The sequence below is a fragment of the Curtobacterium sp. MCBA15_012 genome (assembly GCF_001864935.2).
In the GTDB taxonomy this organism is placed as follows: Bacteria; Actinomycetota; Actinomycetes; order Actinomycetales; family Microbacteriaceae; genus Curtobacterium.
Window position 1 is genome coordinate 2263313 of the sequence record NZ_CP126267.1, and the last position, 22925, is coordinate 2286237.

At 69.2% G+C, this 22925-nt stretch carries 11 protein-coding genes, 1 tRNA gene and 3 rRNA genes; all 15 read right to left on the reverse strand.

All coding sequences use genetic code 11. From position 1 onward, the window contains the following. Positions 1-26: 26 nt before the first annotated feature. Positions 27-1019 (reverse strand): glycoside hydrolase family 16 protein, encoded by a 993-nt coding sequence (locus tag QOL15_RS10350; protein WP_065964321.1) that lies wholly within the window; start codon positions 1017-1019, stop codon positions 27-29. Then, positions 1016-3589 (reverse strand): PIG-L family deacetylase, encoded by a 2574-nt coding sequence (locus tag QOL15_RS10355; protein ID WP_071248923.1) that lies wholly within the window; start codon positions 3587-3589, stop codon positions 1016-1018. Before QOL15_RS10355 ends, QOL15_RS10350 begins: the two co-directional genes overlap by 4 nt. Then, positions 3576-7127: a glycosyltransferase gene (locus QOL15_RS10360; RefSeq protein WP_071248926.1), complete on the reverse strand. Its 3552-nt coding sequence runs from the start codon at positions 7125-7127 to the stop codon at positions 3576-3578. Before QOL15_RS10360 ends, QOL15_RS10355 begins: the two co-directional genes overlap by 14 nt. After that, on the reverse strand, positions 7124-8086 hold the full coding sequence (locus QOL15_RS10365; protein WP_071248929.1) for a glycosyltransferase family 2 protein: 963 nt from the start codon (positions 8084-8086) through the stop codon (positions 7124-7126). Before QOL15_RS10365 ends, QOL15_RS10360 begins: the two co-directional genes overlap by 4 nt. Then, positions 8083-8979: a glycosyltransferase family 2 protein gene (locus QOL15_RS10370; RefSeq protein WP_083230405.1), complete on the reverse strand. Its 897-nt coding sequence runs from the start codon at positions 8977-8979 to the stop codon at positions 8083-8085. Before QOL15_RS10370 ends, QOL15_RS10365 begins: the two co-directional genes overlap by 4 nt. A gap of 693 nt (positions 8980-9672) precedes the next feature. Further along, positions 9673-9744: transfer RNA gene (locus tag QOL15_RS10375), tRNA-Gln, on the reverse strand. A gap of 44 nt (positions 9745-9788) precedes the next feature. Further along, complete coding sequence (locus QOL15_RS10380) at positions 9789-10772, reverse strand: NAD(P)/FAD-dependent oxidoreductase (RefSeq protein WP_065964696.1); 984 nt, start codon at positions 10770-10772, stop codon at positions 9789-9791. Between the two features lie 7 nt (positions 10773-10779). Then, positions 10780-12267, reverse strand: coding sequence for a glutamate--tRNA ligase (gltX, locus tag QOL15_RS10385; RefSeq protein ID WP_065964695.1), 1488 nt, complete (start codon positions 12265-12267; stop codon positions 10780-10782). A gap of 139 nt (positions 12268-12406) precedes the next feature. Next, positions 12407-12523 (reverse strand): 5S ribosomal RNA (gene rrf, locus QOL15_RS10390). Between the two features lie 137 nt (positions 12524-12660). Beyond that, positions 12661-15787: ribosomal RNA gene (locus tag QOL15_RS10395) — 23S ribosomal RNA — on the reverse strand. Between the two features lie 469 nt (positions 15788-16256). Next, positions 16257-17778: ribosomal RNA gene (locus QOL15_RS10400) — 16S ribosomal RNA — on the reverse strand. Together the 16S, 23S and 5S rRNA genes form the textbook arrangement of a ribosomal RNA operon. A gap of 534 nt (positions 17779-18312) precedes the next feature. Then, complete coding sequence (locus QOL15_RS10405; RefSeq protein ID WP_065963362.1) at positions 18313-19083, reverse strand: fumarylacetoacetate hydrolase family protein; 771 nt, start codon at positions 19081-19083, stop codon at positions 18313-18315. 24 nt (positions 19084-19107) lie between these two features. Beyond that, entirely contained in the window at positions 19108-20241 is a 1134-nt protein-coding gene (locus QOL15_RS10410) for a branched-chain amino acid aminotransferase (RefSeq protein ID WP_065963360.1), read from the reverse strand. Further along, a complete protein-coding gene (locus tag QOL15_RS10415) occupies positions 20238-21317 on the reverse strand; it encodes a 3-isopropylmalate dehydrogenase (RefSeq protein WP_065963358.1) in 1080 nt (359 codons plus the stop codon). The genes QOL15_RS10410 and QOL15_RS10415 overlap by 4 nt, the downstream gene beginning before the upstream one ends. 13 nt (positions 21318-21330) lie before the next feature. After that, complete coding sequence (gene serA, locus QOL15_RS10420) at positions 21331-22920, reverse strand: phosphoglycerate dehydrogenase (RefSeq protein ID WP_071247023.1); 1590 nt, start codon at positions 22918-22920, stop codon at positions 21331-21333. Positions 22921-22925: the final 5 nt, after the last annotated feature.

Consider the following 22925-nt stretch of genomic DNA (forward strand, 5'->3'; position numbering starts at 1 on the left):
CCGCCGACGGCTCGGCCGCCGACGGCTCAGTCGCCGACGGCGCCCGCACCCGGCATGGTCGCCCGCGGCGTCCGCCCCGGGGCCGGCACGTCGATCGTCATCCAGTCGACCAGCAGCGACCCCGCGGCCTCGCGCGGCGGCACCCCGCCGTTCGACCCGGCCTGCACGACGAGGTGCATGCGTGCGGTGGGGATGTCCTCCGTGGTGCTGCCCACGACGCGCCCGTCCACCAGGAACGACATCCGCTCGGGGGTCCACTCGATCGTGTAGGTGTGCCAGTCCGCGAGCGACGCCTCGGTCTGGTGGTGGATGCACTTCTCCGCGGGGTCGGCGAGGCAGTGCACGTTGAGGAACGCGGGCGTCCCGAGGTCGCCCTCGGGGAAGTCGATCTCGCCGTCGGCCCAGACGTTCTCGTCACTCCAGAGCAGCACCGCGACCCCGTAGCCGTCGACGTGGTCGCTCCGCATCCGGATGCTGTACCGTCCGGCGGTCTGGCCGCCCCACCGACCGTCGACGAGCGGGACGATGCCGCCGGCCAGGGGCGTGCCGGCCGCGGTGGTCCGCAGCCGGACGTCGAGCACGCCGTCTCGCGCGGTGAGCGCCGAGGCGGAGTACCGGCCCGTCCCCGCGGTGTCCGCGAAGCCGTGGTACACCGAGAACCGCTCGCCGTACCGGGACTCGAACGCGCCGGTCGCGGTGGGTGTGGCGAAGTCCTCGGAGAACACCCGCCGCCAGTCTCCGCCGTCGGCCGCGGGCATCGCCTCGCCGCTCGGGTCGGCCGCGGTCCCGCCGCCGGTCGTCGCCGCGACGACCGATCCGGCGGCGACGACGAGCGCCCCCGCGGCGAGCGCCAGCCGTCGTGCGCCGCGTCGGCGTCCGCGTCCGTGCCGGGTCGACCCCGCTCCGTGGGCGACGGGAGCACGGTCGCCGTCGACGCGTGCCCCGGCCGGTCCTGGTGTCGGGGGCGGCGGGAGTTCGACGTCGCCCGTCGCGGCCCCGGTGTCGGTCCGGTCGCTCACGACGCCGCCCAGGCGCGGAACTCGGCGAGCCCGGCGTTCTCCGTGCCGGCGGCGACCCGGTCCACCGTGAACCGCACCCACGTCACCGACCGCGGGGTGAACTCGACGGTGGCGGGCGCCCCGTCGTCCGGCAGTGCGTCGACCGCGACGCTCGTGCCGTCCGAGAACGTCAGGGTGCCGCCGGTCACCCGGTCGACGGTGTTCGGACGGTCGTGCAGCACGATCCGTCGCAGGGTGACCGGGCTGGTCCAGTCGAGGCGCAGCCACGTGCCGGTCCCGCCGCCCGGCGCGACCCACTCCGCGTCGGCGCGGTCCGGCCACCCGGACACGACGCCGTCGACCGCCTTCGCGACGGTCTGGCCGTCGGCCGGGTTGTCGGACGACGCGGTCGGCGCGGCGGCCGCCGTGACGTCACGCGGTGTCGAGGACGGCGGTGTCGACCCCGTCCCGGTGCCGGTGCCGGTGCCGGTGCCGGTGGGGACGGTCCAGGCTCGGAGCTCGGCGAGGCCGGTGTTCTTCGTGGTGCCGCTCACGCCCGTGACCGTGAAGCGCATCCAGGTGACCTGGCGCGCGGCGAACGCGACGCTCGTCACGGTGCCGTCGTCCGGCAGGGCGGGGACCGCGACGCTCGAGCCGTCCGAGAACGTGAGGGTCCCGCCGGTGACACGGTCGTCGGTGTTCGGACGGTCCGCCAGGTCGACGGACTGCAGGGCGACGCCGGACGGCCAGTCGTCCTGCACCCAGGTGCCGACGCCACCGCCCGGTGCCGCCCACTCGGCGGAGGGGTCGGCGGGCCACCCGGACACGACGCCGTCGGCCGTCTTCGCGGCGGTCTGTCGGTCGGCCGGGTTGTCGGCGCTCGCGGTCACGACGGCCGTGCGGGCGGCGTTCACCGACGGGGTCGACGGCGTCGGCTCGGTGGCGGTGGTGGTCGCGGCGAGGGCTCGGAGCTCGGCCAGGCCGGTGTTCTTCGTGGTCGCGCTCACCGCGGTGATCGTGAAGCGCACCCAGGTCACCTGGCGGGAGGTGAAGCTGACGCGCTGCACCGTGCCGCCGTTCGGCAGGGACGGGACCGCCACGCTCGACCCGTCGGAGAACGTCAGCGTCCCGGCGGTGACCTGGTCGTCGGTGTTCGGACGGTCCGCGAGCTCGACCGCCTGCAGGGCGACGCCCGCGGCAGCTGTGCCACCCGTGCCACCGGCAGCGGTCCCCGCGGCCCCGGCACCGCCAGCGGTCCCCGCGGCTCCGGCAGCGCCAGCCGCCCCCGCGGGCCAGTCGAGCTGGATCCACGTCCCCGCTCCCCCGCCCGGCGCCACCCACTCGGCGGTGGGGGCCTCCGGGTACCCGCTCACGACGCCGTCGACGGCCTTCCGTGCCGTCTGTCCGTCGGCCGGGTTCTCGGCGCTCGCGGTGACGACTGCACTGCCGGCGACGTTCGTGGTCGTCGGCTCCGTCCCCGGGGTGCCCGTCCCGGTCCCGGGCGTGGACCCGGAACCGGGGTCGGGCGTCGTGCCCGGGTCGGTCGCCGGCGTGCCGACGGTGTACTGGCGACTGAACCAGGCGTCCTCCCAGCGGTCCGCGCAGGCGGCACGCGACGTGCAGGTCTGGTCGTCGTGGGCCGCGTAGGTGAAGAACGCACCGGCCTTGGCGTCCGTCTGCGCGGCGGTCAGGTTGGCCGGCCGGTCGGCGATGGGGTAGCCCATGAACCCGGTGAACCCGTGCGAGGTGCCGGACGCCCGCTGCACCTCGTCGGTCAGGTACGCGACGGTGTGGTGGTCGCTGTGGTCGCCGTCGCCGTAGGACCCCTCGTGGTCGAGCGTGTGGATCGACGACGGCGCGGTCCACCGCACGAGCGCGAGCAGGGTCGCCCGCAGGTCGGACAGCGTGTACGACGTCGGGTGGGTCGCGTCGGCGACCGAGTCGATCGCGTCGAGCGACCCCTCGTACAGGTGCTCGAGGCTCTGGTAGCCGTCGGCCCAGAACCCGTTGCCCTCGATGTTGCCGTCCGGCAGCTCGAGGAACACCAGGCTGATCCGCGGCGCCGCCGTGAGCGTCTCGGTGTGCACGGTGTGTCCGGCCACGACCGTCGACCCGGTCGTCCAGTCGGACGGCACACCGGCGATGCCGGCGTACGCCGCCATCAGGCCGGTCTGCCGCTCGCCCCAGTACCAGCGCGGGTACCCGGCGTCCCCCGCCGTGACCACGACGGAGCGGACGCACCGGCCCGCCTCGATGTCAGAGCGGAGCTGGGTGCCCTGGAAGAGCAGGTCGTCGTCGGGGTGGGCGACGACGTTCAGCACCGAGCCGGCGGCGCAGCTCGCACCGGCGGCTGCGTCGGCCCGCTGGGCGGCTCCGGGCACGCCCACGACCAGGGCCGTGACGAGCGCGGTCGCCGCGAGGACCGCGCCGAGCAGGGACGCGAGCCCTGCCCGACGGCGGCCGTGCGGTCCCGCGACCGACGCACGCGACGGCACTCCGACCGACGCACTCGCCGACACGGCGACCGACGCACTCGCCGGCGCGCCGGCCGACGCACTCGCCGACACGGCGGCCGACTCACTCGGCGGCATGCCGCATCCCGGCCGGGGTGAGCTCGTACATCGCGGTCGAACCGGACGACCAGACCCGCTCCCAGTACGGCGACGAGGCCATCGCGTCGGCCAGCTCGCGGTAGTCGGCCTCGGACTGGTAGCCGTAGCGCTCGTCGTACGCGCCGAAGGGCTGGGCGACCAGGGCGTAGTACTTCGTCGCGGTCCAGTCGGTGACGAGCCGCCGGGTCAGGTCCGAGACGTCCTGCTGCGCGTCGTAGTCGGTGTCCGACGGGTACGGCCCGAGCGCCTCGCGGGACAGGTAGCCGACGTCGAAGTACCGGGCGCCGGTGTTGCTCGGCACGGCGTTCGCCGAACCGGTGAGCAGCATCACCGAGCCCTTCGGCGCGGTCCGGTCGTACAGCTGCGTCGCCTCGGACTGGCTGCGGGTCATCACCCGGTTCCAGTCGAGGGCGGTCTGCCCGAAGGCGCCCACGGCGACCAGCAGCGCGACCGCGGCGCCGACCGCGGCGAAGCGGACACCGACCGGCCGTGCCGCACGGCGCAGGACGCGGTCGACCCCGGCGAAGCGGCCGGACGGGCCCGGCAGCGCGGCGGCGAGCACCGCGATCCACGGCGTGGCGAACAGGACGACCCGGAAGATGCCCTCCTGCCCGTAGTTCGTGGCGACGAGCAGCGAGATCGGGCTCGCAGCAGCCGCGAGCATGCCCCAGTGCAGGCGGTCACGCCGGACGAGCACCGTGACGACCGCGGCGATCCCGAGCAGCACGAGCGCCGCGGCGGGCACGTCGAACGCCAACCGGGTCACGAGCGGCTTCGGCAGGACCGTCATGTCGTGCGACGGCGGCTGCACGTTGTCGAGCACGCGCCCGACGGCGGCGAGTGACAGGAAGCGGTCGAGGACGCTGCCGTTCAGCACCGCGAAGACCACCGCAGGCACGAGCACGACGACCGGCAGCCACCACGGCTTCGTGAGCTTGAACACGAGCAGGGTCACGAGTGCCGCGACGGTGAGGTACGGCGAGATCTGGTGCGTGACCGCGAGGACGACGCTGATCAGGGCGATGCCGACGACGCGCGAGGCCGTCACCGCGCGGGGTCGGAGTGCACGCACGGGCGTCCCGTCGCGGCCGGTCACCGTCACGCGGCGCAGGGGGCAGGTGGCGAGCACGAGCACGACGACGGAGAGCAGGATGCCGGTCGACTGCGGCGAGAAGTAGGTCGTGTTGAGCGACCCGGTCATCGCGGTGAGCAGGGCGGCCACCCACGGGCGACGGGTGCCGGGCAGCCAGTTCGCCGCGAGCACGCCGATGCCGAGCGTGGTGGCGAACGCCAGGAGCACGGGCACCCAGGCGGCGATCGTCATCGCGTTGACGATGCCGCCGACGTCGGCCACACACGCGCCGCCGGCGAACAGGCCGGACCACGTCTGGAAGATGTCGGCGGCGGGGTTCGTGCGCCCGAACTGCCGGATGTACTCGAGGACACCGATGTGTCGCGCGGCCGCGGTGACCGTCGGCATGCCGTAGGTGATCGCCTGCGCCAGCTGCACGACCCCGCCCAGCGCGACCACGGGCACGGCGGCGCCGCGGCCACGGACGAGCGCCACGACCGCGGCGGCCACGAGGACCGCCAGGCCGACGGGCAGACCGATGCCGAGCGAACCGAACAGGCCGGCGGGCACCGGGTCCCCGACGTGCGTGAGCGCGGCGACGACGACGATCCCGACGCCGACCACCGAGGCGACGGTGACCGAGCGGGTCGTCGTCCACGTCCCCCACCACGACCGGACCGTCCTGCCCGCGCGGCCGGCGACGGAACGCGCGAGGAGCACCCGGTGCAGGTCCTGCGCGTCGCGGAGCACGGTGCCGGCGACGATCGCCGCCGTCAGGACGACCACCACCGCGAAGGGCACCGCGGGCACCCACACGCCCACGGTCGCCATCGTGTAGCCGATCGCGATCGTGGCGACGATCGACGTCGTGACCGAGAACAACGCGAAGCGGGCGAGCGGCATCGGACGCAGCAGGAGCACCGGCGCGACCCCGACCACGGCGAACAGGAACGTGCCGATCGCGGCGCCCCGGAGGGTCGGCATCTCCAGGGCCGCGCCGGCGGCCGCGGCGACGAGGGTCAGCACGACGACCGCGGCGGCGACGAGCCGGGCGAGCGGCCCCATGGTCCCGGCGGCGCGCGGCAGCTCGGCTCCGGCCTCGGCCAGCCCGTGGCGACCGTGTGCGGTGCGGGTGAGGGTCCCTCCGCCGCGCAGGCGCTCGGCCAGCGCGCGCACCGGGCCGGTGACCACCGAGCGCTGCTCGACGCGGCGCAGGCGACGGCTCGTCGCGGCGTACTCGGCCTCGACCCCGTCGTCGCCGACGGCTCGACCGCCGACCACGTCCGTGGTCCCGGCGGGCGTGCCGGCGGGTGCGAGCCCGAGGCGTGCGAAGGCGCTCAGCGCGTCGGGGGCGGCGTCGACCGTGGCGACGAGGGTGTCGCGGTCGAGGGCGTTCTTGGTCATCCAGGCTCCGAGTCCGTGGCCGTGCGCCGCGGCGGTCCGCCGGAGCGACGCGACGTCGTCCGGGGTCCGCTGCCAGGCGACGGCGGCGGGTTCGACGGCGATCGCGTGTCCCGCGACGAGCAGTCGTGTGAAGAGGTCGAGGTCGTCACCGGCACCGACGTGGGTGCCGGGACCGAAGGCGGTGTCGAACCCGCCGATCCCGAGGGCGGCGAGACGGCGGACCGCGAGGTTCGCGCCGGTCCCGTAGTCGGCCGCGGCGAACGGGTGCCGGGCACCGGTGCCGCGTTCGTCGTCGGCGCGGAACACCCGGCGCGCGACGGTCCGGCCGCCGCCGTGGTGCTCGTCGTGCCAGCGCTGTGCGGGCGTGCGGAGCTCGGCGCTCGGCGCGGGGCCGGTGACGCAGGCGACGTCCGGGTCCGCGGCGAAGGCGGTGGCGAGGGCGGACGCCCACGCGGGGTCCATCAGCGCGCCCTCGGCGACGAACGCGACGACGTCTCCCTCCGCGAGCAGCAGGCCGGCGTTGCGGGCGGCCGCGAGACCGCCGGCCGGCGCCGGCACGGTGGTGACCCGGCGCCCGTCGATCGTCGTCGTCCCGGGGCCGTCGGCTCGTGCGGACACGACCACGACGTCCAGGTGGACGCCCGTGCTCGCGAGCACCGACCGCATGGTGTCCGCGGCGGCCCCGTCGGTGCACAGCACCGCGGTGACGGACGGCAACGCCTGATCAGCGGCCGGCCGTCGGGCGGGGACGGGCAGGTGCCGTGCCGCGCGCTCGAGGCTGCGGGCGTCGAGGGACGCCCCGGTGCGACGTCGTGCGACGACGTCGGTCTCGACGAAGCCGACCGGCTCGCCGTGGTCACGGACCAGCAGGCGCGCCCGACGGTAGCCGGCGGCGCCCTCCAGCGCGATGGCGTCCCGCGGCCCGGCGGCCCGCAGGACCGCACGGTCCACCTCGCCGACCCACAGCGCACCGTCCCAGGTCGGGACGAGCGCGCTGTGGACGACGGGACGGAGCTCCCGGGTGACGGTCGAGCGGGTCACGGTGTGCCGATCGGCTGACGCACCGGCTGCGGGGCCGGTGCGGCGACCACGACACCGCCGAGGACGCGACCGACCGCGTAGCCCGCGATCGTCGTGACGACGGAGGCGACGACCGCGCCGGCCCGACCCAGCCCGCCGCGCCCCACGTGCCGGAGCTCGCGGAGCACGGCACGCGGGATGACCCGCGTCAGGTAGGTGGACTCGCTCGAGAGCGCGTCCCCGGTCCCGACCCGGCGACTGAGGACAGCCTTCGAGATGCCCTCGTAGTAGCTGCGGCGCAGCAGGTAGCGCATGGTGACGCGGTCGGGCGAGACCCGGTGCGACACGTTCGACCGCGGCTCGTGCCGGATCCGGGCACCGGGCTGGATCGCGGCGATGCGGATGCAGAGCTCCGTCTCCTCGCAGCCGAGCGGCTGGTTGCCGACCCGGCCGATGCCCGACCGGAAGCCGCCCGCGCGCAGGATCGACTCGCGTCGGAACGCCATGCTCGCGCCGATCACGTTGCGGACGTCCCCGGCCACCTCGGGCAGCCCGGTGTAGCTGCAGCCGACGATCCAGAGGAGCTCGCCGACGTACGGCCCGGAGCCGGTGGTGGTCGGCCAGGACGGCGTCGCGTGTCCGCCGACCCCGACGACCTGCGGGTCCTCGAGCGCGGCGAGCATGTGACCGAGCCAGTCGGCGTCGGCCGTGGCGTCGTCGTCGAGGAACGCCACGACGTCGGCCTCGGTGCTCGCGACGCCCGTGTTCCGCGCGCCGGACAGGCCGCGGTCCTCGGCGTTCTCGACGACGAGCAGCTCGGGCCAGCGTGCGCGCGCCCGGGCGAACAGCTCGGGCTCGTGGTCGATGACCACGACGACCTCGGGGGCCTCCGGCTGGCGTCGGGCGGACTCCACGCTGTCCTGCAGGTCGCCCCAGCGCAGCTGCGTGTAGGCGCAGATCACGACCGCGACGGACGTCATACGACGTCGCCCTCGAGCGCGCGGGCGCGCGCGGCGTCCACGCGGACCGGCTCGGCCGACGCACCGAGACCGAGGATCGGCGCGGTCGGCGCGTCCACCGGCGAGACCGGTGCGGCACCGCCCACGAACACGGCCGCCGCGCGGGTCTTCGCCGTCGCGGCGCGGCGACGCTCGTGCATGATCGACTTCAGCACGCGGATGCCGTCGGTCACGGCGTTGAGGTTGCTCGTGCCGTGCACGCGGAGCTTCTCGTGGCTCGGCACCTCGCTGATGCGCAGGTCGGCCGCCGACCACCGGCAGGTCAGCACGGTCTCGATCTCGAAGCCGTCGCCCCAGAGCATCCCGCCGTCGGCCGGCTTCGGCAGCGTCGAGGACAGCAGGCCGATCTTCGGCAGCGTGTCGGCCCAGAAGGCGTTGTAGCCGTAGCAGAGGTCGCTGTAGCGCGTGCCGAGGATGATGTTGCACAGCACGTTCAGGCCGCGGTTGCCGAGGTTCCGGATCACCGTGATGTCGTCGCTGCCGCCGCCGAGCGAGTACCGGGTGCCCTTCGCCACGTCGGCTCCGTCGGTGAGGGCCTGCACGAAGCGCGGGATCTCGTCGGGGTCGGCCGAGCAGTCGGCGTCGAACATCACGACGACGTCGCCGGTGACCGCCTCGAACCCGCACGCGAGGGCGTTGCCCTTGCCCTTGCGGGTCTGGTGCACGACGCGGATGTCGGGCATGATCCGCTGCGCCGTGGCGACGGTGTCGTCGACGGAGTTGCCGTCGACCAGGATCACCTCGTACACCGGCGGGAGCTTGGGGAGGATGATCTCGAGGTTGCGGGCCTCGTTGCGCGCCGGGATCACGACGGAGACGCGCGGGTCTGCGGGTCGGACGGTGCTGACGGACATGGGAGGTGCTCCTGTCGGGTTCAGGTTGCGGGTCGGGACGGCCGCGCAGCGCGCTGGTCCCCGGAGGCCGGTCGACCGCGAGCGCGGCGCCGGTGCCCGGCAGGAGGCGCGGGTACGACGCCGCCGGGAGACCGGACGAGGGGGTACGCCTCGTCCGTGCTCCCCACCCTCGCGGGGGCGCGCAGGACGGTCAATCTGCGGGCGACCGCCTTGCGGCACCCCGGTGCCCGATACGGAAACCCGCAACCGGGTGCGGGTCCGCACCCGGCCGGGAGGCGCGTGGCGGCACCGACACGGGGCACCGGTGCGCAGCGCCCACCGTCAGGAGGAGCGCACCCAGCCCGCCACGCGCCTCCCGACCGCACCCCACGCCGGACAGGAGGCGCAGCACCAGCCCGCCACGCGCCTCCCGACCGCACCCCACGCCGGACAGGAGGCGCAGCACCAGCCCGCCACGCGCCTCCCGACCGCACCACCGACCGTCAGGAGGCGCACCGCCGGCGTGCGATCTGCGGTCGGCGGGCAGGTCGGGCGTGTCCCCGCGGCGGGACGCGCGCGCACGCGTCGGCGGCCGTGCGGTTCCGCACCCGGAACGCAGAAGGCCCCCGGGAACGCAGAAGGCCCCCGGGAACGCAGAAGGCCCCCGGGAACGCAGAAGGCCCCCGGGACATCCCGGGGGCCTTCTCGAATCTGCTGGGGTACCTGGACTCGAACCAAGAACGACGGTACCAGAAACCGCTGTGTTGCCAATTACACCATACCCCAAAGGCCTCGCGGCCTTCGTTCCCCGTTGTCCGGGGCACGATCAACTACTGTACAGCATCCCGGAGGTCCTCGAGACCACCGACGAGATCTCGGTGCACCGCAGCCGCCGTCGAGGCACCGTGACCGGCCGCGACGATGAGCTGCTCCGGCCCCGGCGGCGTCACGTCGCCGACCGCGTACAGGCCGGGGACCCCGGTCCGGCCGAGCCGGTCGACGACCACGAGCCCGTCCTGGTCGCGCGACACCGGGGCCTCGAGCCAGTCGAGGTCCGCGTGCCAGACCGGCCGCACGAACGCACCCGTGTGCGCGGTGACCGAGCCGTCGGCGAGCCGGACGCCCGTGAGCCCGTCCCGACCGCCCTCGAGGTCGGCCACGGGACGTTCGTCCACCCGGACGCCGGCCGCCGCGAGCCGCGCACGACCGCGGTCGTCGAGCGGCGCCACACCGTTCGTGTACACGACGAGGTCGTCGCTCCACGAGGCCAGGAGCAGCGCCCGGTCCACCACGTCCGGTGTCTCGCACACGAGGGCGAGGGGCTCCCCCGCCTCCTCGTAGCCGTCGCACTCGACGCAGCTGTGCACCGAGGTGCCGTAGAACGCGCGGAGGGACGGGAGCGCCGGGAACTCCTCACGGAGCCCCGTCGCCACGACCACCGCCCGGACCCCGGCGTCGAGCTCGGTGCCGCGCCAGGTCCCGTGGACGGCCCAGCCGTCGCCGTCGGGTCGCACGCTGTCCACCACCGACTGCACGACGGTCGCCTCCGGGTACCCCTCGACCTCGGTCCTGCCGAGGCGTCGGAGCTCGAGCGGCGAGATGCCGTCGCGGGTGATGAACCCGTGCGACAGCAGGGTCGCTGCGTTCCGGGGCCGGTTCGCGTCGACGAGCAGCACGGTGCGGCGCGCACGCACGAGGTTGAGCGCGGCGCTCAACCCGGCCGGCCCGGCGCCGATCACCGCGACGTCGGCCGTGCGCACGGCGTCCGGAGCGGCCTCGTCGGGTCGCCGACCGTCCTGGCCCGGGGTCGTCACCGTCGGGTCACCGTGCCGCGAGGCTGCGCAGGCGCGCGAGGACGGAGCCCTTGCCCAGGATCTCCATCGACTCGAAGAGCGGCGGGCTGATCCGACGACCGGAGACGGCGACGCGCAGCGGCCCGAAGGCGACACGGGGCTTGAGCCCCATCCCGTCGATCAGTGCGGCGCGGAGCGCTCCCTCGATCGCCGGGGTCGTCCAGTCGTCGAGCGGCTCGAGCGCAGCGATGCCGGCCTCGAGCACGGCCGACGAGTCGCCCTTGAGGCTCGCGAGCGCGTCCTCGTCGACCACGAGCGCGTCGTCGTCGGTGAACAGGAAGCCGAGCAGCCCGGGGGCCTCCCCCAGCAGCTGCATGCGCTCCTGCACGAGCGGGGCCGCCGCCTCGAGCACGCGCTCCTGCTCGGCCGTGGGCGGGTCGGACACCAGGTCCGTCAGGTACGGCAGGAGACGCGCGCGGAAGTCCTCGGCACCGAGCATCCGGATGTGGTCCCCGTTGATCGCCTCGGCCTTCTTGTGGTCGAACCGGGCGGGGTTCGGGTTGACGTCCCGGACGTCGAACGCGGCGACCATCTCGTCGGACGAGAACACGTCGCGGTCGGGCCCGATCGACCAGCCGAGCAGCGCCAGGTAGTTGAGGAGCCCCTCGGGCACCATGCCGGCGGCGCGGTGGTGGAACAGGTTCGACTCCGGGTCGCGCTTCGAGAGCTTCTTGTTGCCCTCGCCCATCACGTACGGCAGGTGCCCGAACAGCGGGACGAACGAGGTGATGCCGACCTCGACGAGCGCCTCGTACAGCGCGATCTGCCGTGGTGTCGACGACAGCAGGTCCTCACCGCGGAGCACGTGCGTGATCCCCATCAGGGCGTCGTCGACCGGGTTCGTGAAGGTGTACAGCGGCTTGCCGTTGGGCCGGACGACCACGAAGTCGGGGAAGGTCCCCTGCTTGAACGTGATCTCGCCGCGCACGAGGTCGTCGAAGCTCAGGTCGCGGTCCGGCACCCGGAGGCGCAGCGCAGGGCTCCGGCCCTCGTCGCGGAACGCCTGGCGCTCGGCATCGGTCAGGTCACGCTCGTGGTTGTCGTAGCCCTGCTTCGGGTCACGGCCGGCCGCGATGTTCCGCGCCTCCATCTCCTCCGGCGTGACGTACGACTCGTACACGTGCCCCGAGGCCCGCAGCGTCGCGATCACCTCGTCGTAGACGTCCGACCGCTCGGACTGCCGGTACGGACCGTGCGGGCCGCCCGCCTCGACACCCTCGTCCCAGTCCAGCCGCAGCCACCGGAGCGCGTCGAGGATCTGCTGGTACGACTCCTCGCTGTCGCGCGCGGCGTCGGTGTCCTCGATGCGGAAGACGAGCTTGCCGCCGGTGTGGCGTGCGTACGCCCAGTTGAAGAGCGCCGTCCGGATGAGCCCCACGTGCGGGGTCCCGGTCGGGCTCGGGCAGAAGCGGACTCGGACGTCGGAGCCGGTGGCAGTGGTGAATGGCGCAGTCATGACGCCCTCGATCCTACCGGGGCCACCGAGCCCCACGACGGTTCTCCACAGCTCGGTGCGCGGACCGAGATCGCCCCGGGAATGCAGAAAACCCCTGACCATGAATGGTCAGGGGTTCCCTGGTCGTACGTGAAGATGAGTCCGGCGGCGTCCTACTCTCCCACAAGGTCCCCCTTGCAGTACCATCGGCGCTGAGAGGCTTAGCTTCCGGGTTCGGAATGTGACCGGGCGTTTCCCTCTCGCTATGACCACCGGAACACTGTCGACCCGAAACGGATCAAACACTGTTCCTTCATGCTGGTTCAGCTGAAGTATTCAGTTTGATTCCCGATCGTCTGTCGGGAACCACAAAGTGGACGCGAGCCCCCACCACAAGGGTAGGGAAATAATTGTGTTGTCAAGTCTTCGGCTTATTAGTACCGGTCAGCTCCACGGGTCGTTAGTCCCCGCTTCCACATCCGGCCTATCAACCCAGTAGTCTGCTGGGAGCCTCTCACACTCAAGGTGCATGGAAATCTCATCTCGAAGACGGCTTCCCGCTTAGATGCTTTCAGCGGTTATCCGGTCCGAACGTAGCTAATCAGCGGTGCCCTTGGCAGAACAACTGACACACCAGAGGTTCGTCCATCCCGGTCCTCTCGTACTAGGGATAGATCTTCTCAAATTTCCAACGCGCGCAGCGGATAGGGACCGAACTGTCTCACGACGTTCTAAACCCAGCTCGCGTACCGCTTTAATGGGCGAACAGCCCAACCCTTGGGACCTACTCCAGCCCCAGGATGCGACGAGCCGACATCGAGGTGCCAAACCATGCCGTCGATATGGACTCTTGGGCAAGATCAGCCTGTTATCCCCGAGGTACCTTTTATCCGTTGAGCGACAGCGCTTCCACAAGCCACTGCCGGATCACTAGTCCCGACTTTCGTCCCTGCTCGACCTGTCAGTCTCACAGTCAAGCTCCCTTGTGCACTTACACTCGCCACCTGATTGCCAACCAGGTTGAGGGAACCTTTGGGCGCCTCCGTTACTCTTTGGGAGGCAACCGCCCCAGTTAAACTACCCATCAGGCACTGTCCATGAACCCGATCAGGGTCCTACGTTAGACATCCAAAGTGACCAGAGTGGTATTTCAACAATGACTCCACGAACACTAGCGTGCCCGCTTCACAGTCTCCCACCTATCCTACACAAGCCACTCCGAACACCAATACCAAACTGTAGTAAAGGTCACGGGGTCTTTCCGTCCTGCTGCGCGTAACGAGCATCTTTACTCGTAGTGCAATTTCGCCGAGTTCGCGGTTGAGACAGCTGGGAAGTCGTTACGCCATTCGTGCAGGTCGGAACTTACCCGACAAGGAATTTCGCTACCTTAGGATGGTTATAGTTACCACCGCCGTTTACTGGGGCTTAAATTCAGAGCTTCGCCCGAGGGCTAACCCTTCCTCTTAACCTTCCAGCACCGGGCAGGCGTCAGTCCGTATACATCGTCTTGCGACTTCGCACGGACCTGTGTTTTTAGTAAACAGTCGCTTCCCACTGGTCTCTGCGGCCTTCAACGCTCACGGAGCAAGTCCGGTCACGTGTCCGGCCCCCCTTCTCCCGAAGTTACGGGGGCATTTTGCCGAGTTCCTTAACCACGATTATCTCGATCTCCTTGGTATTCTCTACCTGACCACCTGAGTCGGTTTCGGGTACGGGCGGCTGCAACCTCGCGTCGATGCTTTTCTCGGCAGCATAGGATCACTGATTTCCCCTTACGGGTACGCGTCGGATCTCAGGCGTACAGACGACGGATTTGCCTATCGTCAGCCCTACATCCTTACACCAGGTTCACCTTACGGATACCATCGCCTGGCTCAGCTACCTTCCTGCGTCACACCTGTTCATACGCTAGCCGCACCAGCATGGGGTCGAGCGTTAGACCGGACACCATCACCCCGAAGGGATCCGACGAACCGGGTTAGGACTCTTAGCACCACTGGATTAGCTTGGGCGGTTGTTCGCCGGTACGGGAATATCAACCCGTTGTCCATCGACTACGCCTGTCGGCCTCGCCTTAGGTCCCGACTTACCCAGGGCGGATTAACCTGGCCCTGGAACCCTTGGTCTTTCGGAGGACGGGTTTCTCACCCGTCTTTCGCTACTCATGCCTGCATTCTCACTCGTGTGGCGTCCACGGCTGGATTACTCCGCCGCTTCACTCGCCACACGACGCTCTCCTACCACTCCGCACGACTGAACCACGAAGGCTTGTCTGTGTGCGAAATCTACAACTTCGGCGGTGTGCTTGAGCCCCGTTACATTGTCGGCGCGGAATCACTTGACCAGTGAGCTATTACGCACTCTTTCAAGGGTGGCTGCTTCTAAGCCAACCTCCTGGTTGTCTGTGCAACTCCACATCCTTTCCCACTTAGCACACGCTTAGGGGCCTTAGTTGGTAGTCTGGGTTGTTTCCCTCTCGACGATGAAGCTTATCCCCCACCGTCTCACTGCTGCGCTCTCACTCACCGGCATTCGGAGTTTGGCTGACGTCAGTAACCTGTTGAGGCCCATCGGCCATCCAGTAGCTCTACCTCCGGCGAGAAACACGCAACGCTGCACCTAAATGCATTTCGGAGAGAACCAGCTATCACGAAGTTTGATTGGCCTTTCACCCCTATCCACAGCTCATCCCCTCCATTTTCAACTGAAGTGGGTTCGGTCCTCCACGACGTCTTACCGTCGCTTCAACCTGGCCATGGATAGATCACTTCGCTTCGGGTCTAGGACATGCGACTGAACCGCCCTATTCAGACTCGCTTTCGCTACGGCTGCCCCACACGGGTTAACCTCGCCACATATCACTAACTCGCAGGCTCATTCTTCAAAAGGCACGCCGTCACCCCTACTAAGGAGGCTCCGACGGTTTGTAAGCAAACGGTTTCAGGTACTATTTCACTCCCCTCCCGGGGTACTTTTCACCTTTCCCTCACGGTACTTGTCCGCTATCGGTCATCTGGGAGTATTTAGGCTTATCAGGTGGTCCTGACAGATTCACACGGGATTTCTCGGGCCCCGTGCTACTTGGGATACACATCCGGCCATAACACCATTTCGTCTACGGGGCTGGCACCCACTACGGCCCGGCTTTCAAACCGGTTCGACTATGATGCGCTGTAACCGCCCCAGTCCGGCAGAACTGAGTGACGTGTCCCACAACCCCGACCATGCAACGCCCGCCGGCTATCACACATGATCGGTTTAGCCTCATCCGCTTTCGCTCGCCACTACTCACGGAATCACATGTTGTTTTCTCTTCCTGTGGGTACTGAGATGTTTCACTTCCCCACGTTCCCTCTACCCGCCCTATATATTCAGGCGGGAGTCACCAGGTCACAAAAGCGCCTGGCGGGGTTTCCCCATTCGGAAATCCTCGGCTCACAGCTCGATTATCAGCTCCCCGAGGCTTATCGCAGATTTCTACGTCCTTCTTCGGCTCCAGATGCCAAGGCATCCACCGTTTGCTCTTAGAAACTTGACCACAAAGATTAAAATTGCGATCCAACGCCAACCACAACCACCAACCGAAGCCGGTGATCATGCGATGACGCGAATCTAAAGATGCTCGCGTCCACTGTGTAGTTCTCAACATACGATCGGCACCATCCTCCACCAACGCAACCGCGCCGGCATCACATGGCCCACTCGAAGAACCGCGTCCCCAGCACCACCCACACAGGGCAGCACCAGACGGCTCAACCCCCAACCACAACGGGCCGGGAAGCCTGGTCCCTCAGGACCCAACAACGTGCACCAGATGCTCACCACACCCCGACCCCTTCCAACCAACCGCGAACGATCGATGTACTGACGCCGAGAGCATGACTCCCACCTGCACTGTCAATGTTCCACCCATGAGCTACCCGTCGGACACGTTCGGTCCGAACCGGGCGCCTGGACCCACCCCACACCTGCATCTGCAGACACGAGACGAGCCAGATGCTCCTTAGAAAGGAGGTGATCCAGCCGCACCTTCCGGTACGGCTACCTTGTTACGACTTAGTCCTAATCACCGATCCCACCTTCGACGGCTCCTTCCACAAGGGTTAGGCCACCGGCTTCGGGTGTTACCGACTTTCATGACTTGACGGGCGGTGTGTACAAGGCCCGGGAACGTATTCACCGCAGCGTTGCTGATCTGCGATTACTAGCGACTCCGACTTCATGAGGTCGAGTTGCAGACCTCAATCCGAACTGAGACCGGCTTTTTGGGATTCGCTCCACCTTACGGTATCGCAGCCCTTTGTACCGGCCATTGTAGCATGCGTGAAGCCCAAGACATAAGGGGCATGATGATTTGACGTCATCCCCACCTTCCTCCGAGTTGACCCCGGCAGTCTCCTATGAGTCCCCGCCATAACGCGCTGGCAACATAGAACGAGGGTTGCGCTCGTTGCGGGACTTAACCCAACATCTCACGACACGAGCTGACGACAACCATGCACCACCTGTACACCGACCACAAGGGGGCGACCATCTCTGGCCGTTTCCGGTGTATGTCAAGCCTTGGTAAGGTTCTTCGCGTTGCATCGAATTAATCCGCATGCTCCGCCGCTTGTGCGGGCCCCCGTCAATTCCTTTGAGTTTTAGCCTTGCGGCCGTACTCCCCAGGCGGGGCGCTTAATGCGTTAGCTACGACACAGAAACCGTGGAAAGGTCCCTACATCTAGCGCCCAACGTTTACGGCATGGACTACCAGGGTATCTAATCCTGTTCGCTCCCCATGCTTTCGCTCCTCAGCGTCAGTTACGGCCCAGAGATCTGCCTTCGCCATCGGTGTTCCTCCTGATATCTGCGCATTCCACCGCTACACCAGGAATTCCAATCTCCCCTACCGCACTCTAGTCTGCCCGTACCCACTGCAAGCCCGAGGTTGAGCCTCGGGATTTCACAGCAGACGCGACAAACCGCCTACGAGCTCTTTACGCCCAATAATTCCGGACAACGCTTGCACCCTACGTATTACCGCGGCTGCTGGCACGTAGTTAGCCGGTGCTTTTTCTGCAGGTACCGTCACTTTCGCTTCTTCCCTACTAAAAGAGGTTTACAACCCGAAGGCCGTCATCCCTCACGCGGCGTTGCTGCATCAGGCTTTCGCCCATTGTGCAATATTCCCCACTGCTGCCTCCCGTAGGAGTCTGGGCCGTGTCTCAGTCCCAGTGTGGCCGGTCACCCTCTCAGGCCGGCTACCCGTCGTCGCCTTGGTGAGCCATTACCTCACCAACAAGCTGATAGGCCGCGAGTCCATCCCCAACCAAAAAATCTTTCCACCACCAGACCATGCGGCCAGTAGTCCTATCCAGTATTAGACGTCGTTTCCAACGCTTATCCCAGAGTCAGGGGCAGGTTACTCACGTGTTACTCACCCGTTCGCCACTAATCACAGAAGCAAGCTCCTGATCATCGTTCGACTTGCATGTGTTAAGCACGCCGCCAGCGTTCGTCCTGAGCCAGGATCAAACTCTCCGTAAAAAAATTACAACCAACACCGAAGTGTCAGCGAGTTGAAACTGACTGTCGACTGTCCACTGGACAATCTTCAATCCAAAAGGAATTGTCTCCGACCCGACCAACCAAAAGGCCAGCCAGGCACGGGGTCAATAAATTGGCATTGACAATGTGCACGCTGTTGAGTTCTCAAGGACCAGACGCACCCACCGCTCGACCCGGTCGAACCGGATTCCGCCAGAGGGGCTTGTGTCTATGAACCTCGGGACCACCACTGACGTGGTGACCAGATGAGGCTCGTTGCCGAGCGGGACCCCGTCCGGACTGCATCTCCGGATCGATGACCCGGTGACCGTCTCGGCCGTTCCGTTCTCCGCCTCAGCGGCAACGAGTGATGACTCTACGCAGGACTCCGGGGCACCGCCAACAGCGCTCGCATCCCGGGCGTGTCGCCCTGGCCGGCGGTCTGCGATGGCCCCGCACGGGCGGGTCCAGCCGGGATGCACGACGGCCCGCTCCCCCGCGCGAGGGGAACGGGCCGTGTGGTGTCCGACGGGCTCAGTGCCGTGCGATGACCGGGTTCTTCAGGGAGCCGATGCCCTCGATGAGGACCTCGACCACCTGACCGTCGCGGATCTGCCCGACCCCGGCCGGGGTCCCGGTCAGGATGACGTCGCCGGGCAGGAGCGTCCAGATCGACGAGACGAACTCGACGAGCGACGGGATGTCGTGCACCATCTCGCTCGTCGACGCGGCCTGCCGGAGCTCGCCGTCGACACGGGTCTCGAGGCGGATGTCCGACGGGTCGATCTCGGTCTCGATGACCGGACCGAGCGGGCAGAAGGTGTCGAAGCCCTTGGCCCGGGTCCACTGGCCGTCGCGTGCCTGCAGGTCGCGGGCGGTCACGTCGTTCGCGATCGTGTAGCCGAGGACGACGCTCGCGAAGTCCTCACGCCGCACGTTCTTGGCGAGGGACCCGATCACGATGGCGAGCTCGCCCTCGTGGTCGACCCGGCCGACGTCGGCGGGCAGGCGGATCGGGTCGTCCGGACCGATGACGGCGGTGTTCGGCTTGAGGAACACCACCGGGTCGTCACCGGCACGCTCGTCCATCTCCGACGCGTGCTCGCTGTAGTTGAGCCCGACGCCGATGACCTTCGACCGGGGGATCACCGGCGCGAGGAGCTTCGCGTCCGCGAGCGCGACCCGCTCCCCCGTCGTCTCGAACCCCTGGTACATCGGGTCCCCCGCGAGGACGACCAGGTGGCGCTCGTCGAGGATGCCGTACCGCGGGTCTTCACCCGTGCTGCTGAACCGTGCGATCTTCACCGTTCGACCCTACCGATCCCCGGCTCAGGCCGGGTCCGTCAGCTGCGTCATCCACCCGTGCGGGTCGGGACGACGGCCGTACTGGATGTCGGTCAGCTCCTCGCGCAGGGACATGGTGAGCTCCCCGGCGCCGACCGTGGGCGAGCCGATCGTGAAGCCCTCGCCGCGCAGTTCGGCGATCGGGGTGACGACCGCCGCGGTGCCGCACGCGAACGCCTCGGTGATCGACCCGTCGGCGACCCCGTCGCGCCACTCGTCGAGCGACACCCGGCGACGCTCGACCCGGAGGCCGCGGTCCTCCGCGAGCTGCAGGATCGAGTCGCGGGTGATCCCCTCGAGGATCGACGCCGAGTCCGGCGTGACCAGGGTCCCGTCGGCCTTGACGAGCACGACGTTCATGCCGCCGAGTTCCTCGAGCCAGACGCCTTCCTCGGAGTCGAGGAACATCACCTGCTGGCAGCCCTGCTCGTACGCCTCCTGCTGCGGCAGCAGCGAGGCCGCGTAGTTGCCACCGGTCTTCGCGGCACCGGTACCGCCCCGTGCCGCACGGGCGTACTGCGTCGACAGCCAGATCGACACCGGCTTCGGCCCGGAGGTGAAGTACGCGCCGGCCGGGCTCGCGATGCAGTGGTAGGCGACCGCGTGCGCCGCGCGGACGCCGAGGAACGCCTCGGTCGCGATCATGAACGGCCGCAGGTACAGGCTCGTCTCGGGCGCCGAGGGCACCCAGTCGACGTCGGCCTGCACGAGCCGACGGATCGACTCGACGAAGGTCTCGACGGGCAGCTCGGGCAGCGCCAGCCGCCGGGCCGACCGAGCGAACCGGTGGGCGTTCGCCTCGGGGCGGAAGGACCAGACGGAGCCGTCCGCGTGGCGGTACGCCTTCATGCCCTCGAAGATCTCCTGCGCGTAGTGCAGCACGCTCGCGCTCGGGTCGAGGGACAGCGGACCGTACGGGTGGATCGACGCGTCGTGCCAGCCGTCCTCGAGGGTCCACTGCACGGTGGCCATGTGGTCGGTGAAGTGCTTGCCGAAGCCCGGGTCGGCGAGGATCTCCTCGCGCTCGGCCGCGGCGCGGCGCGCGGACGACGGGACGTCGGCGAACTCGGGGCCGAAGGACTCGGTCGTCCCGCCGTCGGTGCTCGTGTCGCTGGTCATCGGCGGGACTCCTGTCGGTCGGTGGTGGTGCGGACGGCGGCGGCGATCGCGTCGCCGACCTCCGCCGTGCGTCGCGGTGCGGTGCCCCGGCTCGCGAGGTCGGCCTCGACCGCCTGCGTCACGGTGGCGGCCAGGTCGGCCCGGCCGAGGTGCTCGAGCAGCAGTGCGACCGAGAGGATCGCGGCCGTCGGGTCGGCCTTCTGCTGCCCGGCGATGTCGGGTGCGGAGCCGTGCACGGGCTCGAACATGCTCGGGAAGGTGCCGTCCGGGTTGACGTTCCCGGACGCCGCGAGCCCGATGCCGCCGCTGATCGCGCCGGCCAGGTCGGTGATGATGTCGCCGAACAGGTTGTCGGTGACGATCACGTCGAACCGTCCCGGGTCCTGGACCATGTGGATCGTGACGGCGTCGATGTGCTGGTAGTCGACCGTGACGTCCGGGTACTCCGCACCGACCTCGGCCACGAGGCGCTGCCAGAGTGCTCCGGCGTGCACGAGCACGTTCGTCTTGTGCACGAGCGTCAGGTGCTTCCGGGCACGCCGGGCGGCCAGGGCGAACGCGTGCCGGACCACCCGCTCGACACCGTGTGCGGTGTTGAGCGAGACCTCGGTGGCGATCTCGTGCGGGGTACCCACGCGGATCGCGCCGCCGTTGCCGACGTACGGCCCCTCGGTGCCCTCGCGGACCACGACGAAGTCGACCGCGCCGGGGTCGGCGAGCGGCGTCGACACGCTGTCGTACACCCGGGTCGGGCGGAGGTTCACGTAGTGGTCGAACGCGAACCGCAGCTTCAGCAGCAGGCCACGCTCGATGATCCCGCCGGCGAGCCGCGGGTCCCGCGGGTCCCCGCCGACCGCACCGAGCAGGATCGCGTCGTGCGACGCGACGGCGGCCATGTCCTCGTCGGTCAGGACGTCGCCCGTCTCGAGGTACCGCGTCGCACCGAGCGAGAACGCGGTCTCCTCGACCACGAGGTCGTCGGGCAGGACCGCGTGCAGCACCTTGAGCGCCTCGTCGACCACCTCGGGGCCGATGCCGTCCCCGCGGATGACCGCGAGCTTCACCGTCGTCGTCACGTCTGCCGCTCCCCTAGAGGGTGATGTCGATCTCGCGGAGCGAGGTCGCGTCGATCGCGGACCGCACGTGCTCGAGGATCTCGGCGGGCACGGGCGAGTCGACGGTCAGGACGCTGAGCGCCTGGCCGCCGGCCTCGCGACGGGCGATCTGCATGGCCGCGATGTTGATGCCGGCCTCGCCGAACTCCTTGCCGTACACGGCGACGATGCCCGGACGGTCCGTGTAGACCATCACCACGTGGTGCGCCTCGAGGGCGACCTCGACGTCGTGCCCGTTGACCTCGACGAGCTTCTCGACCTGCTTCGGACCGGTGAGCGTGCCCGAGACGCTGATCGCGGGCCCGTCGGACTGTGCGCCGCGGATCGTGAGCAGGTTGCGGTACTCGGGGCTGTCGGCGTCGGTGATGAGCCGGACGGTGACGCCGCGCTGCTCCGCGATGAGCGGGGCGTTGACGTACGAGACCTGGTCGCTGACGACGTCGGTGAAGACGCCCTTGAGCGCCGCGAGCTTCAGCACGCTGACGTCGTACTGCGCCAGCTCGCCGTGCACCTCGACGTCGATGCTCGTGACGGGCGAGGTCGCGAGGCCCGTGAAGACCTGGCCGAGCTTCTCCATCAACGGGATGCCGGGACGGACATACGGGTCGATGACGCCGCCGGCGACGTTGACCGCGTCGGGGACGAGCTCGCCGCCGAGTGCGAGCCGGACCGACTTCGCGACCGAGACGCCCGCCTTCTCCTGGGCCTCGTCGGTCGACGCACCCAGGTGCGGGGTGACCACGACGTTCGGCAGCGCGAGGAGCGGCGAGTCCTTCGGCGGCTCGGAGACGAAGACGTCGAGCCCGGCGCCGGCGATCGTGCCCGACGTGAGCGCACGGTGCAGCGCGTCCTCGTCGATCAGGCCGCCGCGGGCGACGTTGACGACGAAGGCCGTCGGCTTCATGAGCGCGAACTGCTCGTCCGAGATCATGCCGACCGTCTCGGGCGTCTTCGGCATGTGGATGGTGGTGAAGTCCGCGCGACGCAGGAGGTCCTGGAGCGACACGAGCTCGACCCCGAGCTGCTGCGCGCGGGCCGACGTCACGTAGGGGTCGTAGGCGATGACCGAGACGCCGAACGCCTGCAGCCGCTGGGTGATCAGCGCGCCGATGCGGCCGAGGCCGATGATCCCGACGGTCTTCTCGTAGAGCTCGACGCCGGTGTACGACGACCGCTTCCACGCACCGGCCGCGAGGGACGCGTGCGCCGCCGGGATGTGCCGGGCGAGCGACAGGATGTGACCGACCGTGAGCTCGGCGGCGGAGATGATGTTCGACGTCGGTGCGTTGACGACCATCACACCGGCCGTGGTCGCGGCCTTGATGTCGACGTTGTCGAGGCCGACGCCGGCACGGGCGACGACCTTGAGCTGCGGCGCCGCGGCGATGGCCTCGGCGTCGATCTTCGTGGCGGACCGGACGAGCACGGCGTGCGCGTCGGCGAGGGCCTCCAGGAGCGCCGGGCGGTCGGTGCCGTCCACCTCCCGGATCTCGAAGTCGGGCCCGAGGGCGTCGACGGTGGCGGGCGAGAGTTCTTCGGCGATCAGGACGACCGGCTTCGGCACAGCTG

Excerpts from the sequence above, each read along its gene's own strand:
- gltX (WP_065964695.1), bottom strand. The coding sequence starts at position 12,267 with ATGACTGCGCCATTCACCACTGCCACCGGCTCCGACGTCCGAGTCCGC.
- QOL15_RS10410 (WP_065963360.1), bottom strand. The coding sequence starts at position 20,241 with ATGACCAGCGACACGAGCACCGACGGCGGGACGACCGAGTCCTTCGGC.
- QOL15_RS10355 (WP_071248923.1), bottom strand. The coding sequence starts at position 3,589 with ATGCCGCCGAGTGAGTCGGCCGCCGTGTCGGCGAGTGCGTCGGCCGGC.
- QOL15_RS10365 (WP_071248929.1), bottom strand. The coding sequence starts at position 8,086 with ATGACGTCCGTCGCGGTCGTGATCTGCGCCTACACGCAGCTGCGCTGG.
- QOL15_RS10370 (WP_083230405.1), bottom strand. The coding sequence starts at position 8,979 with ATGTCCGTCAGCACCGTCCGACCCGCAGACCCGCGCGTCTCCGTCGTG.